We start from the raw sequence: 14,979 nt of genomic DNA on the forward strand, positions 1-14,979 counted from the left end.
TAACGCGCGTGTCGCCGTCCGTCCGCAGCGTCGGCCTGCTCGCCGCCGTCGCGGCGCTCGCCGTCGCCGTCGTGCTGAGCCTCGCGCTCGGCGCCAAGTCGATCCCGCTCGCGGAGGTCTTCGGCGACCTGCTGCATCCCGACGGCTCGCAGAACAGCGCGATCGTCCACGACCTGCGCGTCCCGCGGACGCTGCTCGGGCTCGGCGTCGGGATCGCGCTCGGCCTCGCCGGCGCGCTGATGCAGGCGCTCACGCGCAACCCGCTCGCGGACCCCGGCCTGCTCGGCATCAACGCCGGCGCGGCAGCCGCGGTCGTGATCGCCGTCGGGCTGTTCGGCGTCGGCGGGCTGACCGGCTACATCTGGTTCGCGTTCGCCGGCGCAGGGGTCGCCGCGGTCGTCGTCTACCTGATCGCCGCCGCCGGCCGCGGCGGCGCGACGCCGGTGCGGCTCGCGCTCGCGGGCACCGCGGTGACGGCCGCGCTGCTGTCGCTGACGCAGGCGATCACGCTGCTCGACAGAGCGGCGTTCGAGACGTGGCGGTTCTGGTGGGTCGGCTCGCTCGCCGGCCGCGACGCGCAGACGATCGCCGAGGTCGCGCCGTTCCTGGTCGTCGGCGCGGTGCTCGCGCTCGCACTCGCGCGGCCGCTCAACGCGCTCGCGCTCGGCGACGACGCCGGCCGCGCGCTCGGCGCGCACGTCGGCCGCACGCGCGTGCTCGGCGGCGTCGCGATCACGCTGCTGTGCGGCGCGGCGACCGCCGCCGCCGGGCCGATCGCGTTCATCGGCCTGACGATCCCGCACATCGCGCGCGCAATCGTCGGCCCCGACCAGCGCTGGGTGCTGTCGTACTCGCTCGTGCTCGCGCCGCTGCTGCTGCTCGTCTCCGACGTGCTCGGCCGCGTCGTCACGCGGCCCGGGGAGCTGCAGGTCGGGATCGTGATGGCGTTCGTCGGCGCACCGGTCTTCCTGCTGCTCGTGCGGCGCCGGAGGATCGCCCAGCTCTGATGGCCGCCTCCTCACAGCCCGTCCTGCCCGGCCGCGTCCTGCGCTCGCCCGGCGGCGCCGTCGCGCTGCGCTTCGAGGCGCGGCCGTTCTGGGTCGGCTGCGTGCTCGTGTTCGTCCTGCTCGCGCTCGCGATCGTCGGCGTCGGGACCGGCGAGTACCCGCTCTCGCCGGCCGAGGTCGTCCGCACGCTGCTCGGCGGCGGCGACCGCTCGAGCGAGTTCATCGTCGAGACGCTGCGGCTCCCGCGCGTGCTGTGCGCGCTGCTCGTCGGCGGCGCGCTCGGGCTCGCCGGGGCGATCTTCCAGAGCCTCACGCGCAACCCGCTCGGCAGCCCCGACGTCGTCGGCTTCACGTCCGGCTCGGCGGCGGGAGCGGTCGCGGTGATCACGCTGATCGGGGCGAGCGGCGGCGCCGCGACGTCGGTCGGCGCCGTCGGCGGCGGGCTGGTGACCGCCGCGCTCGTGCTCGCGCTCGCCTACCGCCACGGAATCCAGGGCTACCGGCTCGTGCTCGTCGGGATCGGCGTCGGCCTGCTGCTGCGGGCGATCACCGACTGGCTGCTGACCCGCGCGAGATACGAGGACGCGCAGGCGGCGGTGGTCTGGATCATCGGCAGCCTCAACGGGCGCGGCTGGGAGCAGGTGCGACCGCTCGCGCTCGCGCTCGCGCTGCTGGTCCCGCTCGCGCTGCTGCTCGGGCGCACGCTGCGCGCGCTGGAGCTGGGCGACGAGACGGCGCAGGCGCTCGGGGTGCCGGTCGAGCGCGGGCGCGTCGCGCTCGTCGTCGTCGGCGTCGCGCTGACCGCGGTCGCGACCGCCGCCGCCGGCCCGATCGCGTTCGTCGCGCTGACCGCGCCGCAGCTCGCGCGGCGGCTCACGCGCGCGTCCGGGCCCGGGCTGCTGCCCGCGCTGCTGATGGGCGCGGTGCTGCTGGAGGCGAGCGACTGCGCCGCGCAGCGGATCTGGCCGGAGCAGGGGCTCCCGGTCGGCATCGTCACGGGCGTCCTCGGAGGCGTCTACCTGTCATGGCTGCTCGCGAGCGAGTGGCGGAGGAGGAGCGGATGAGCCGTCTTTCCGGCAGCGGGCTGCGGCTCGCCTACGACGACCGCGTCGTCGTGCACGACCTCGACGTCGAGATCCCCGACGGCTCGTTCACGGTCGTCGTCGGGCCGAACGCGTGCGGCAAGTCGACGTTGCTGCGGGCGCTCGCGCGGATGCTGAAGCCGCGCGCCGGCAGCGTCGTGCTCGACGGCGCGGAGATCCGCTCGCAGCCGGCGAAGGACGTCGCGCGGCGGCTCGGGCTGCTGCCGCAGAGCCCGGTCGCGCCGGACGCGATCACCGTCGCCGACCTCGTCGCGCGCGGTCGCTATCCGCACCAGCGGCTGCTGCGCCAGTGGTCGCCGGACGACGAGCGCGCCGTCGCGGAGGCGCTCGCGGCGACCGCGACGACGGAGCTGGCGGGCCGCGCCGTCGACGAGCTGTCCGGCGGCCAGCGCCAACGCGTCTGGCTGGCGATGGCGCTCGCGCAGGAGACGCCGCTGCTGCTGCTCGACGAGCCGACGACGTTCCTCGACATCGCCCATCAGATCGAGGTGCTCGACCTCTGCGCCGACCTGCGCGAGCGCCACGGCCGCACGCTCGTGGCGGTCCTCCACGACCTCAATCACGCCTGCCGCTACGCGACCCACCTGATCGCGCTGCGCGACGGGAGGATCGTCGCGGAGGGGGCGCCGGGCGACGTCGTCGACGCCGAGCTGGTCGAGGCCGTCTTCGGCCTGCCCTGCCGCGTGATCCCGGACCCGGAGACCGGCACGCCGCTGGTCGTGCCGGCCGCGCGGACGCGCGCCGCCCGCGCCGCGCCCGGTCCCGCGGCCTAGGCGCGCTTCGCGAGCGCGGCTCTGAGCCGCGGCACGAGGTCGCCGAGCGCGTACGGCGTCGAGGTGACGGTCGACGCGGCGAGCGCCATCGCGGTGTCGACGTCGTCGACGATCACGGTCGCGCCGCGTCTGACGACGCCGAGCCGCTGATAGGTCGGCATGCTCGCCAGTCTGCCGGTCGTGGTCTGGTCGTAGGCGAGCACGATCAGCACGTCGACGTCCATCACGTCGAAGCGCTCCGGCGAGATGTACGCGTAGAAGTCGTCGCCGACCATGCCGGCGACGGCGGCGGGCTGGCGGAAGCCGAGCGACCGCACGAGCCGGCCGCGCGTGTCGGTGTCGGCGAAGACCGACATCTGCCCGTCGCCCGCCGGCGTCACGATCATCGCCTGCCTGCCGGCGAACGACGGGTTGCGCCGGCGGGCGTCGGCGTACGTGCGCGCGACCTGCTCGACCAGCCCCCGGGTTCTGTCGGCCAGGCCGAGCGCGGCGCCGACCTGCAGCGCCTGCACGTCGGGCGGGAGGCCGTAGGAGGGGTAGCCGGCCGGCGTCGAGACGAGCGGGCAGATCTCGGCGAGACGGTCGCGGTCGCCGGCTCTGAGGTCGTGGTTGACCGCGAGGATCAGGTCCGGCCGCAGCGCGGCGATCGTCTCGAACGGGATCTCGGAGCCGCTGAACAGCTCCGGTCGCGCGTCGCCGAGCGCTCTCAGCGACCACGGGCCGACGCCGCGCTTCCACTCGGGGATCCACTGGATCAGACCGACCGGCACGACGCCGAGCGCGAGCATCGTGTCGTGGTCGTTGTAGCCGAAGCAGACGACCCGCTCGGGCGTGCGCTCGATCGTCGTCGTGCCGTATCTGTCTCTGACGCTGACGGGGAACGCGCCGGCGTCGCCCGCGGCGGCCGACGCGGCCGGTCCGCCGTCGTCACCTCCGCAGGCGGCGAGCGCCGCGGCGGCGGTCGCGCCGGCGGCGCCGAGCAGGAAGCCGCGGCGGGTGGGGCGGAGCAGGGGGCGGGCGAGGCGCGGCGCGGGGCGGTCCGCCATCAGCGTGTCCACTCCTTCGTCGCGTCGTGCTTCCAGTAGCCGAGCACCTGCATCGCCGAGCGCGGGATGCCGCGCTCGTCACGCAGGTGGTCGCGCACGACGCGCATCACGCCCGACTCGCCCGCGCCCCAGACGCGGCCGCGCCCGTCAGGCAGCGGCAGCGCGCGGACGGCGTCGGCGAGCGCGAGCGTCTCGCCGGCGGCTGCGCCCTCGCGGTGGACCCAGTGGAGGTCGAGCCTGGCGGCCGTCTGGAACGGCTGGCGCTCGTCGGCGTCGGCGATCTCGACGCACGCGATGATGCGGTGGTAGGCGGGCAGCGTCGCGGCGATCGCGGCGAGCGCGGGGAGGCCGGTCTCGTCGGCGACGAGCAGCGTCCAGGCGGCGCCGTCGTCGTCGCCGAGCGTCCAGTGCGTGCGCGGGCCGGCGTAGCCGATGGGGTCGCCGGGCCGCGCCTCGGCGGCCCAGCGGCCGGCGACGCCGTGATCGCCGTGGACGACGAAGTCGACGACGAGCGTGCCGGCGGCCGGATCGTGCGCGCGGACGGTGTAGTTGCGCGCGTGCGGCTCGGGCACGCCGTCCGGAAAGCGCCAGCCGTCGAGCGGCAGCACGACGTCCTCGCCGGGCTCGGGCCAGATCAGCGTGACGATCTCGCCCGGCTCCTCGACGGGGAAGTCGGCGAGGGCGGGGTCGGCGAGCACGATCCGCGACATGCGCGGGGTCAGCGGCGCGACGGCGAGCACTTCGGCGACGCCGGTGCGCAACGGGAAGGGACGCGTCGCCGGACGACGGCGCGCCCGGGGCGCGGCTGGGGAACTCATTAGGTGACCCTAACAGATCTTAGGGTCACCTAACTTCTCGCGTCGTCCTGGCTCGTGGTCGCTCTGCGACACGAATCCAGGACGATGCCGCGGTCAGCGGATCGCGCGGACCGTCGCGCGTCTGGTGCTGCCGCCCGCGCGCAGCGTGACGGCGATCTTGGGGTGCCTGCCGTCGCGCAGCGCGCGTCGCAGGGCGGATCTGCCGCGTCTGGTCAGGCGGACGACGATCCGCACGCGTCTGTCCGCCGGGGCGGAGCGGGTCGTCCGCCGCAGCGGGAGCGTCGCGCGCCCGACTCTCAGCGTGCCGGTCGCGGTGATGCGGCATGCCCGCGCGCAGCGGGCGTGCAGCACGACGCCGCCGAGTCGCAGCACGCGCTGCTGTCTTCTGGCGATCAGGTGGAGGAGGGGAGCTCTCGCCGCCGGCAGGACCGGTCTCGCTCTCGGCGCGGGTGGCGTCTGCGGCGGAGGCGCCGGCGCGGCAGGTGGCGGCTGCGAGCCCGTCGCCGGCGCGCAGGGGACGCGCGTGTCCTGCTCGACGAGGCGGTAGACGACGCCGCCACCGGCCGCGTAGACGCAGCCGCCGGCGTCCTCGCCGAACGAGGTCAGGCCCGGGACCGTGAGGCCGAGAGGGCTGTCGTCGGTCGCTCTCGGCAGCGTCGGCAGCGCGCTGCGCAGCTGCGGCACGAAGAAGTCGCCGTAGACGAGCCGGCCCACGAGCGACGGGAGGGTCGGGTCGCGCACGACGTAGCCGGGGATGATCGAGCGGTAGCCGTCGCTGGCGAACTTGTCGATCGCCGGCAGGGTGGCGCCGCCGAGCGTGCAGGGTCTGTCGTTTCTACCCAGCAGGAAGCTGCCCTCGCAGACGTCCCAGCCGAAGTCGGCGGCTCTGCCGCCGCCGTCGGCGGCGCGCACGATGTTGATCTCCTCAGTCGTGCTCTGGCCGACGTCGCCGAGGATCAGGTCGCCGGTCGCGCGGTCGAACGAGAAGCGGAACGGGTTGCGCAGCCCTCTGGCCCAGATCTCCGGGCGCCCGCCGCCCGTCACGTACGGATTGTCCGCCGGCACGCTGTAGGCGGCGGTGGCGGTGCGGCGCGGGTCGATCCGCAGCAGCTTGCCGAGCAGTGTCGTGTTGTCGCGCGCGGTCGCCGCCGTTCTGCCGCCGTCGCCGGGCGCGAGGTACAGCAGTCCGCCGGGACCGAACTGGAGCTGGCCGCCGTTGTGGTTCGTCGTGTCGGCGGGGTGCGGTATCGACAGCACGGGCCGCAGCGAGCCGGGGTCGGCGGCGTCGCCGGACGGGGCGCGCAGCTCTGCGACGACGTTCGCCGCTCCGCCTCTCTCCGTGTAGTAGACGTAGAAGAGCCGGCTCGTCTGGAAGTCCGGCGGGAAGGCGATCGACAGCAGTCCCTGCTCGCCGCCGCTCTGGATCGTCGCTCTGAGGTCGACGAACGTTCTCGCGACGCCGCCGCGCACCACGCTCACGACCCCGTCCTGCTGGACGACGTAGAGCCGTTCGCCGTCGCCGGGCGCGCCGGCGACGTGGACGGCGTTCGGGAAGTCCCCGACCTTCTGCAGTCTCACCGCCGCGTGCGCGGAGGCCGAGAACGCGAGGCCGACCGCGAGCAGCGACAGTGCGACCGCCTGTTGAAAGCGTCTCACGGCCCGCGATTGTGGCAGCTGGCGGGGTCGGGTACGCGATTGCACTGTGAATCCGGGTTCACTAGACTGTGAATCAGGATTCACAGCGACCGAACGAGGAGCGAGACGGCCATGGCGACGATCGACCACTCCGGCGCGACGCACGCGGTGCTCAACCAGGCGCCGCCGCTGCTGCCGCTCGACCTCTTCAGCACGGATGCGCCGCTGCGCGAGGCGCTCGAGCGCGAGGGCGGCGCGTGGGGCGTCGACCGCGCCCGCGAGGTCGGCACGATCGTCGGCAGCGTCGAGGCGCACGAGCACGGCCGCCGCGCCGAGCGCAACGAGCCGCGGCTGATGACGCACGACCGCTACGGCAACCGGATCGATGCCGTCGAGCTGGACCCCTCCTGGCACTGGCTGCTGCGCGGCGCGATCGAGCGCGAGATCCACGCGCTGCCGTGGCGAGAGCAGCGCGACGGCGCGCATGCCGTGCGCGCGGCGCTGATGATGCTGTGGGGCAACGCCAACGGCGGCGTCCTCTGCCCGGTCTCGATGACCTACGCCGCGATCCCGGCGCTGCGCGACGGCGCGCCGGAGATCGCCGTCGAGTGGGAGCCGCGGCTGACGCTGCCCGACTACGAGCGCGGCGCGCTCGCCGGCATGGCGATGACCGAGAAGCAGGGCGGCTCGGACGTCCGCGCGAACATCACGCGCGCCGAGCCGGCCGGCGACGGCGAGTACGAGCTGTGGGGGCACAAGTGGTTCTGCTCGTACCCGCCGTGCGACGTCTTCCTCGTGCTGGCGCAGGCGCCGGGCGGGCTCTCCTGCTTCTTCGTCGAGCGCGGCCCGGGGATGGAGTTCCAGCGTCTGAAGGACAAGCTCGGGACGCGCTCGCTGCCGTCATCCGAGGTCGAGTTCCGCGGGCTGCGCGCGCGGCTGGTGGGCGAGGAGGGGCGCGGCGTCCCCGCGATCATCCGGATGGTCAACCACACCCGGCTCGACTGCCTGCTCGGCTCCGCGACCGCGATGCGCCGCGGCGTCGTCGAGGCGTTCCACCACGCGCGCCACCGCAGCGCGTTCGGCGCGAAGCTGGTCGACCAGCCGGCGATGCGCAACGTGCTCGCCGACCTCGCGATCGAGTCCGAGGCGGCGACCGCCGCCGCGCTGCGCGTCGCGCGCTCGTTCGACGAGGACGACGTCCCGTTCCGCCGCTTCGCGACCGCCGTCATGAAGTACTGGGTCTGCAAGCGCGCGCCTGCCCACGCGAGCGAGGCGCTCGAATGCCTCGGCGGCAACGGCTTCGTCGAGGACTCGGGCATGCCGCTGCTCTACCGCGACGCGCCGCTGATGTCGATCTGGGAGGGGTCGGGCAACGTCGCGGCGCTCGACGTCCTGCGCGCGCTCGTGAAGGAGCCGGAGGGGCTGCCGGCGCTGCTGGCCGAGTGTCACCTCGCCGACGGCGGCGACGCGCGTCTCGACGCCCACCTCGCGCGCGTCGAGCGCGACGTCGCGGGGCTGCTCGGCGACGCGGGGGCGGCGGCGGACCCGGCGGCGGCGCTCGCCGACGCGCAGTTCCGCGCGCGGCGGATCGTCGAGGACCTCGGCACCGCACTGCAGGCGAGCCTGCTCGTGCGCAACGCGCCCGTCGCCGTCGCCGACGCGTTCTGCGCCGGGCGGCTCGGCGGCGACCGCGGCCGCGTCTACGGGACGCTGCCGAGCGGCGTCGACACGGAGGGGATCCTCGAGCGCGTGCTGCCGGCGGGCGCATGAGCGGCGTGAGCGACGAGCGCCTGGAGACGATCCGCTACTCGGCCGCGGAGGGGATCGCGCGGATCGTGCTCGACCGGCCTGAGCGCGGCAACGGCCTGACGCCGCGGCTGATCGCCGAGCTGGCGGCGTGCGTCGAGCGCGCCGACCTCGACCCGGACGTGCGCGTGCTGCTGCTGTCCGGCGCGGGGACGGGGTTCTGCGGCGGCTACGACCTGGTCGAGTCGGCGGAGGGGATGGGGGCGAGCGGCGGCGGCGCGCCCGCGGCGGCTCCGCCCGCGGGAAGCCCGCTCGACCCCGCCGTGATCGCCGCCAACCACGACCCGCGCGCCACGTGGGACCCGCTCGTCGACTTCGCGATGATGGACCGCAACGTGCGCGCGTTCATGACGCTGTTCCACTGCGGCAAGCCGGTCGTCTGCAAGGTCCACGGCTTCTGCGTCGCCGGCGGCACCGACCTCGCGCTCTGCTCCGACCTGCTCGTGATCGCCGACGACGCGAAGATCGGCTACCCGCCGGCACGTGTGTGGGGCTCGCCGACGACGGCGTTGTGGGCGCACCGGCTCGGTCCTCAGCGGGCCAAGCGGCTGCTGTTCACCGGTGACTGCCTGTCGGGCGCGGAGGCGCTGGAGTGGGGGCTGGCGATCGAGGCGCCGCCGGCCGAGCAGCTCGACGCGCGAGCTGAGACGCTCGTCGAGCGGATCGCGCGGATGCCGCTCAACCAGCTGCGGATGATGAAGCTGCTCGTCAACCAGACCGCCGACAGCCAGGGATTGCGGGCGACGCAGACGCTCGGGACGGTCTTCGACGGGATTGCCCGCCACACGCCGGAGGGCTACGCGTTCCAGCAGCGCGCCGCGCAGGACGGCTTCCGCACCGCCGTGCGCGAGCGCGACGAGCCGTTCGGCGACGCCGGTCTGTCGACGTTCAAGGGGTGAGCGGGATGAGCGCGCCCGCGATCCCGGCCACCCGCGAGCGCCTGCTGCGGGCCGCGCACGAGCTGACGCAGGAGGGCGGCTACGCGTCGGCGTCGGTCGCCGCGATCGCCGCGCGCGCCGGCGTCACCGCGAGCGCGATGTACCGCCACTTCCCGTCCAAGGCCGACCTCTTCGTCGAGCTGTTCCGCGCCGTCTGCGGACGCGAGATCGCGGCAGCGCAGGCGGCGGCGGAGCGGCCGGGGACGGTCGTCGAGCGGGTCGAGGCGGTGATAGCGACGTTCGCCGAGCGGGCGCTGCGCAACCCGCGGCTGGCGTGGGCGCTGCTCGCCGAGCCGGTCGACCCGCTCGTCGACGCCGAGCGGCTCGCCTACCGGCGCGACTACCGCGAGCGGATAGCCGGGATGCTGCGCGAGGGCGTCGCCGCCGGCGAGCTGCCGCCGCAGGACGAGGCGCTGACGGCCGCGGCGCTCGTCGGCGGCGTCGGCGAGGCGCTCGTCGGCCCGCTCTCGCCGCTCGCGGCCGGCGCGCCGCCCAGCGCCGAGCTGGTCGCCGCGCTGCGGACGTTCACGCGGCGCGCCGTCGGCGCCGCATAAGCGGGCCGCGTAAGCGGTCGTCCTGGATTGGTGTCGTCCAGCGACACCAATCCAGGACGACGCGCGCCGGGCGCGGCCGTATTCTGGCGGCATGAGCATCAGCGGAGACCACACCGTCGAGGTCGCGGCGCCGATCGCGCGCTGCTACGAGATCGCCGCCGACCTCGAGCGCGCGCCGGACTGGCAGACGTCGCTCGTCTCGGTCGACGTGCTGGAGCGCGACGGGGAGGGGCGGCCGGCGCTCGTCGAGACCGTCTCCGACGCGAAGGTCAAGACGGTCAAGTCGCGGCTGCGCTTCAGCTACGACGCGCCGACGCGGATCGACTGCACGCAGGAGAAGGGCGACGTGAAGGCGCTCACGGGGCGCTGGTCGTTCGCCGACCTCGGCGACGGGCGCACCCGCGCGACGTACGCGCTGGACGTCGATCCCGGCCGCATGCTCGGGATGCTGCTGCGCGGCCCGGCTGTCGACCGCGTGCGCGAGGTGCTCGTCGTGCAGGCGGCGGAAGAGCTGAAGCAGCGCGCCGAGCGCGGCTGAGCCGCGGCGGCCCGCCCGCCCGGCGACGGCCGCCGGGCTCTCAGCGGCGGCTTCCGTCAGCCGTCCTCGCTGCCCAGCAGCAGCGGCTTCAGCAGCGCGGCGAGCTGGCTGCGCCGGCGCGGAGAGAGCGGCGCGAGGAACGCCTCGTCGGCGGCGAGCACGGCGGTCAGCGCACGCTCCGCCAGCTGCGCGCCGTCGGCGGTCAGCAGGACGCGGACGGCGCGGCGGTCGTCGCGGTCGGGCCGGCGCTCGATCAGCCCGGCGCGTTCGAGCCGGTCCAGCCGCGCGGTCATCGCGCCGGAGGTGATCAGCGCCGAGCTGGCGAGCTGCGACGGGTGCGTGCCCTCCGGCTCGTCGCGGCGCCGCAGCGTGTTGATCACGTTGAAGTCGCCGAAGCTCAGCTCCAGCGGCGCGAGCGCGGCGACGATCGCGCGTTCGAGGTGACCGGCGCAGAGCAGCAGGCGGCCGACGACGGCGAGCGGGCTCGCGTCGAGCGCCGGGTCGGTCGCCTCCCACTCCTGGAGCATGCGGTCCACCGAGTCCTGTCTCATCGACGCGAGGATACCTTGCCATCAAGTTATCTTGCGGTAAAGTAATTCGAAGACAAGCTAACTGAGACCTGGAGGTGCCCGCGATGGCCGCGACCCCGAGCTTCAAGGCAGCGTTCCTCTACCTCGCCGCGGGCGCGGACCCGGCGGTCGACCGCGTCGTGCGCGACGGCCAGATCGAGCGCTCGACGATCGTCGCCGTCCCTGATGCGGAGACAGCGGGCCGCGTCGCTGCCGAGCTGGAGCGCGACGGGCTCGACCTGATCGAGCTGTACGGCGGCCTCGGCCAGCGCGGCGCCGCCGCGGTCGTCGAGGCGACGGGCGGGCGCGTGCCGGTCGGCTATGTCGGCTACGACGCGGACGGCAGCGGCGCCGGCCCGGACGCCGGCGTGCGCCACCGCGTGATCGTCTACGAGGAGACCGGCGCCGACCCGACCGGCGAGCGCGTCGTCAGCGAGCACGGCGGCGTCCGCACCACGGTCGTCGCCGTGCCCGACGCGGAGCGCGTCCCGCCGATCGCGGCCGAGCTGGTCGGCGAGGGCGCCGAGCGCGTCGAGATCTGCGGCGGGCTCGGTCCGGTGCCGGCGGCGCGGACGGTCGCGGAGATCGGCGGCCGGGTGCCGGTCGGCGCGGTCCTCTTCGGGGCGGAGTCGCTCCAGCTCGTCGCCGCCTTCCAGGCGGGGTTCGCCGAGACGGCAAGCTGACCGCGGCACTGGAAGTGCATCGGTGCGAACGGATACGTTCGCTCGATGCCCCGACCGATCCGCACAGCCGCCGCTGCGTGCAGCGCGGCGCTCATCCTCCTCGCCGGCGTCGGCACAGCGCTCGCGCGGGACTACGCCGGCACGGCGTTGAACATCATCCCGTCAGGTCAGTGGGGCGGCTTCGGCGCGCCGCCCCAGGCCGACCGCCAGGCGAGACTGTACGACGGCCTCACGCCGCTGTTCGACAGAGTCACGCCGAGAGACCTGACGACGTACTTCAAGCCCGAGACGTTCGGCACCAAGGGCCAGTGCCCGTGCAAGGCCGAGCGCGTCCCGCGCAGAGGCGTGAGAATCGTGCGCGACAGAGAGAACGTCCCGCACATCACCGGCCGCAACCGCCTCGACCTCGACTGGGCGGCCGGGTGGGTGCTCGCGCAGGACCGCGCGCTGCTGCTCTCGCTCGGCCGCTACCCGGCGCGCTTCGCCGCGCTCGACACGCCCGGCGTCGACGCGTTCGGGCTCGTCACGAGCCTCAAGAGAGTGACGGTCACCGAGCAGGCCGACAGCATCATCGACAGAGAGCAGACCGCCGCGCTGATGGCGCGAGGGAGCGAGGGTCGCGCGCTGCTGCGCGACATCGACGAGTACGTCAAGGGCATCAACGCGCGCCTGCGCTTCGACAGATCTCTGGAGAAGCCGTGGACGCGCGTCGACGTGTACGCGATCAACGCGCTCGCCGGGCAGATCTTCGGCCAGGGTGGCGGCGACGAGGCGCGCCGCTCGATGCTGCTCGACGGGCTGCGCAGAAAGCTCGGCGCCGACGCCGGCAGACGCGTCTGGAACGACCTCGCCGAGCAGCTCGACGACGACACGCCGACGACGATCTCCAAGCGCTTCCCGTACGCGCGGATCCCGAGCAGAGCGCCGGGCAGCGCGGTCATCGACAACGGCTCGCTGAACGCGGGCGCGGAGGCCGCCGTCGCGACGGCGTCACGGGCGCACAGAAACATGTCGAACTTCCTGATCCTCTCCGGGAGACGCTCGACCAACGGCCACCCGCTGTTCGTCGCCGGCCCGCAGATCGGCTACTTCTACCCGGGCCTGACGCTGGAGATGGACCTCAGAGCACCCGGGATCCAGGCGCGCGGCGCGGCGATGCCCGGCGGCGCCGGCAACCTCCTGATCGGCCGCGGCGAGGACTTCGCCTGGTCGCTCACCTCCGCCGGCTCGGACACGAACGACCAGTTCGTGGAAACGCTCTGCGGCGGCTCGGACACGAAGTACCTGTTCAGAGGCAGATGTCGCGCGATGGGCTCCGTCAACGCCGGCACGATCGCCGGGCAGGGCGCCATCCGGTACCGCACGACGGTCCACGGGCCGGTGCTCGGCTACGCCGGCGTCGGCGGCAGACGCGTCGCGATCTCCTTCCAGCGTTCCAGCCGCGGTAAGGACGTGCTGTGGCAGATCATGTTCCGGCGCATGACGAACGGGACGGTGACGGGGCTGAGATCGTTCAGAGCGGCGGCCGCGACGTCGCCGTTCACGTTCAACGTCGGCTACGCCGACGACCGCGACATCGCGATGTACTCGACCGGCCTGCTGCCGCTGCGCGACCCGCGCGTCGACCCGCGGCTGCCGACGATCGGCACCGGCCAGTACGAGTGGCGCGGCTTTCTGGCGGCGAGACACCACCCGCAGGTCGCCAACCCCAGCTCGGGCGCGCTGATCAATTGGAACAACAAGCCGGCGGCCGGCTTCAGCTCCTCCGACGCCGACTGGTCGCAGGGCTCGACGCAGCGCGTCACGCTGCTGCGCGAGGGGATCGCGAAGCGCGAGAAGCACGACCTCGCGTCGGTCACCTCCGCGATGAACGCGGCGGCGACGCAGGACCTGCGCGTCGCAGGGCCGCTGCTCGCCGGGCTGCACAACGTGCTCGCGGGATCGCAGGCGCCGAGCCCGCGCTCGCAGCGGATGGCCGACCTGCTGAACGCGTGGCGCGCGTCCGGGTCGAGCCGCCTCGACCGCGACCTCGACGGCAAGATCGACGTCGGCGCGGCGCCGGCGATCGTCGATGCGCTCTACCCGCGGCTGGCCGACGCGGTCCTGACGCCGGTCCTCGGCGCCGACCTCGACAGACAGCTCAGCGAGCTGGAGGGGACGACGAACTCGACGGCCAGCGGCTTCACCGGCGGGCGGATCAACTACCTCGACAAGGACCTGCGGACGCTGACCGGCACGAGATTCCGCTCGCCGTTCGCGACCCGTTTCTGCGGCGGCGGCGACCTCGCCACCTGCCGTGCCGCGATCTGGCGGGCGTTCGAGGAGACCGGCGCCGCGCTCGCGCTCACGCAGGGCAGCGAGGACCCGGCGCAGTGGACGTCGGACGCGACCGCCGAGCGGATCAGATTCCTGCCCGGCCTGATGCAGACGACGATCCGCTACACCAACCGCCCCAGCGGAATCCAGCAGGTGATCACGTTCACCGGACACCGCAAGGAGCGCAGATAGGCGGGGCGGCCGGGGGAAGGACGGGCGGGCGGCTGGCTCAGCCGTCCGCCCGCGCGGCGGGCACGTGAGGACGGGCACCGGCGCGGCGGCGCGCCCAGAGCCCGTCGACGCCGGCCCACGCGGCGAAGCAGAGCCCGCCGATCGTGCCGGTGACCGTCAGCAGGACGCCGGCCGCCGCCGCGGCCGCGACGCCGTCGCTGCCGAGGATCAGCACCGCGGCCCCGGCGCCGACGCTCGGGCCGATCGGCAGCTGCGCGAGCGTCACGAGCGCGATCAGGACGGCGACCGCGTCGAACAGCGAGGCGTCGACGCCGACGGCGTGCAGCATGATCCAGTTGCGCAGCACCTGCGCGACGACGGCGATCAGCACGAAGCCGACCACGAGGCTGCCGCCGCGCAGCCTGTGGACGACGGCGAGACCTCTCCACAGCTCGCTGCCCTTGCGGCGCGCGAGCCGGCGCAGGCCGGCGCTGGCGATCGCGAAGACGGCGACGCAGACGATCGGCAGCCACCACGGCAGGCCGAGCGGCCCGACGAGCGTGAACGAGGCGAGCGCTGCCAGCACGCCCTCGACGACGAGGATCGGGAACTCTGCCGCGATCAGCGTCGGGATCTGCGGGCTGACCTCGGGGGAGGAGCGCCGCAGCGCGCCGATCCGCGCGGCGACGCCGAGCTGCGCGTTGAGGATCGAGCCGAGCACGCCGAAGCTCGACGCGCGGTAGAGCACGCGCCGCGCGACCGTCCCGCCGGCCGCCTCGATCGACAGGTGCCACGCCTCGCTGCGCGCGAGCAGCGCGACGATCTGCAGCAGGATCGCGATCGCGAGCGTCCGGGCGGAGGCGCCCGAGAGGGCGGTCGCGAACTCCTCGCGGCGTCCTGCCAGCACGAGCACGAGCAGACCGGCGGCCCCGATCGACGCGGCGATCGCGAGCGGCGTGCGGTGGCGCCGGGAGAACGCGCGCGCCCGCTCGAGCGAACGTTTCAGGCGAGCGTCGCTGCGG

At 74.3% G+C, this 14,979-nt stretch carries 14 protein-coding genes; 9 read left to right on the top strand and 5 right to left on the bottom strand.

The window, feature by feature from the left end; all coding sequences use genetic code 11:
- The first annotated feature begins 8 nt into the window (after positions 1 to 8).
- From CWOE_RS13405 to CWOE_RS13415, 3 genes are read left to right on the top strand one after another with little or no spacing between them, the layout of a single operon-like run.
- Positions 9 to 1,007 carry an iron chelate uptake ABC transporter family permease subunit gene (locus CWOE_RS13405; RefSeq protein WP_012934159.1) on the top strand — a complete coding sequence of 333 codons (999 nt, stop codon included), beginning with the start codon at positions 9 to 11 and terminating at the stop codon, positions 1,005 to 1,007.
- Positions 1,007 to 2,071 (top strand): FecCD family ABC transporter permease, encoded by a 1,065-nt coding sequence (locus CWOE_RS13410; RefSeq protein WP_012934160.1) that lies wholly within the window; start codon positions 1,007 to 1,009, stop codon positions 2,069 to 2,071. Before CWOE_RS13405 ends, CWOE_RS13410 begins: the two co-directional genes overlap by 1 nt.
- Complete coding sequence (locus tag CWOE_RS13415) at positions 2,068 to 2,883, top strand: ABC transporter ATP-binding protein (protein WP_012934161.1); 816 nt, start codon at positions 2,068 to 2,070, stop codon at positions 2,881 to 2,883. Before CWOE_RS13410 ends, CWOE_RS13415 begins: the two co-directional genes overlap by 4 nt.
- On the opposite strand, the gene CWOE_RS13420 is transcribed toward CWOE_RS13415, so the two are convergent.
- The 3 genes from CWOE_RS13420 to CWOE_RS30670 form a co-directional block, all read right to left on the bottom strand.
- The gene (locus CWOE_RS13420) at positions 2,880 to 3,929 is read right to left on the bottom strand and encodes an ABC transporter substrate-binding protein (protein ID WP_012934162.1); all 1,050 of its coding nucleotides are present in this window, start codon (positions 3,927 to 3,929) and stop codon (positions 2,880 to 2,882) included. The genes CWOE_RS13415 and CWOE_RS13420 overlap by 4 nt on opposite strands.
- Positions 3,929 to 4,747 carry a siderophore-interacting protein gene (locus tag CWOE_RS13425; RefSeq protein WP_012934163.1) on the bottom strand — a complete coding sequence of 273 codons (819 nt, stop codon included), beginning with the start codon at positions 4,745 to 4,747 and terminating at the stop codon, positions 3,929 to 3,931. The genes CWOE_RS13420 and CWOE_RS13425 overlap by 1 nt, the downstream gene beginning before the upstream one ends.
- A gap of 93 nt (positions 4,748 to 4,840) precedes the next feature.
- Positions 4,841 to 6,403: a PQQ-dependent sugar dehydrogenase gene (locus CWOE_RS30670; RefSeq protein WP_012934164.1), complete on the bottom strand. Its 1,563-nt coding sequence runs from the start codon at positions 6,401 to 6,403 to the stop codon at positions 4,841 to 4,843.
- A 111-nt stretch (positions 6,404 to 6,514) separates the two neighbouring features.
- Here CWOE_RS30670 and CWOE_RS13435 point away from each other — a divergent pair, with 111 nt between their 5' ends.
- From CWOE_RS13435 to CWOE_RS13450, 4 genes are all read left to right on the top strand, one after another.
- Positions 6,515 to 8,152 carry an acyl-CoA dehydrogenase family protein gene (locus CWOE_RS13435; protein WP_012934165.1) on the top strand — a complete coding sequence of 546 codons (1,638 nt, stop codon included), beginning with the start codon at positions 6,515 to 6,517 and terminating at the stop codon, positions 8,150 to 8,152.
- Positions 8,149 to 9,087, top strand: coding sequence for a crotonase/enoyl-CoA hydratase family protein (locus CWOE_RS13440; RefSeq protein WP_012934166.1), 939 nt, complete (start codon positions 8,149 to 8,151; stop codon positions 9,085 to 9,087). The genes CWOE_RS13435 and CWOE_RS13440 overlap by 4 nt, the downstream gene beginning before the upstream one ends.
- A 5-nt stretch (positions 9,088 to 9,092) precedes the next feature.
- Positions 9,093 to 9,680 (top strand): TetR/AcrR family transcriptional regulator, encoded by a 588-nt coding sequence (locus CWOE_RS13445; protein ID WP_012934167.1) that lies wholly within the window; start codon positions 9,093 to 9,095, stop codon positions 9,678 to 9,680.
- Between the two features lie 91 nt (positions 9,681 to 9,771).
- Entirely contained in the window at positions 9,772 to 10,218 is a 447-nt protein-coding gene (locus CWOE_RS13450) for a type II toxin-antitoxin system RatA family toxin (RefSeq protein WP_012934168.1), read from the top strand.
- 56 nt (positions 10,219 to 10,274) lie between these two features.
- On the opposite strand, the gene CWOE_RS13455 is transcribed toward CWOE_RS13450, so the two are convergent.
- Positions 10,275 to 10,769: a MarR family winged helix-turn-helix transcriptional regulator gene (locus CWOE_RS13455; protein WP_012934169.1), complete on the bottom strand. Its 495-nt coding sequence runs from the start codon at positions 10,767 to 10,769 to the stop codon at positions 10,275 to 10,277.
- An 83-nt stretch (positions 10,770 to 10,852) separates the two neighbouring features.
- Between CWOE_RS13455 and CWOE_RS30675 the strand changes: the two genes are divergently transcribed.
- Both CWOE_RS30675 and CWOE_RS13470 read left to right on the top strand, forming a co-directional pair.
- Positions 10,853 to 11,470 (top strand): DUF6506 family protein, encoded by a 618-nt coding sequence (locus tag CWOE_RS30675; RefSeq protein WP_012934170.1) that lies wholly within the window; start codon positions 10,853 to 10,855, stop codon positions 11,468 to 11,470.
- 45 nt (positions 11,471 to 11,515) lie between these two features.
- Positions 11,516 to 13,978 (top strand): penicillin acylase family protein, encoded by a 2,463-nt coding sequence (locus CWOE_RS13470; protein WP_012934171.1) that lies wholly within the window; start codon positions 11,516 to 11,518, stop codon positions 13,976 to 13,978.
- A 37-nt stretch (positions 13,979 to 14,015) separates the two neighbouring features.
- Here CWOE_RS13470 and CWOE_RS13475 read toward each other — a convergent pair whose 3' ends face one another.
- Positions 14,016 to 14,864 carry a hypothetical protein gene (locus tag CWOE_RS13475; RefSeq protein ID WP_236262278.1) on the bottom strand — a complete coding sequence of 283 codons (849 nt, stop codon included), beginning with the start codon at positions 14,862 to 14,864 and terminating at the stop codon, positions 14,016 to 14,018.
- Positions 14,865 to 14,979 lie beyond the last annotated feature (115 nt).

It is taken from the genome of Conexibacter woesei DSM 14684 (assembly GCF_000025265.1).
Taxonomy (GTDB): domain Bacteria; phylum Actinomycetota; class Thermoleophilia; order Solirubrobacterales; family Solirubrobacteraceae; genus Conexibacter; species Conexibacter woesei.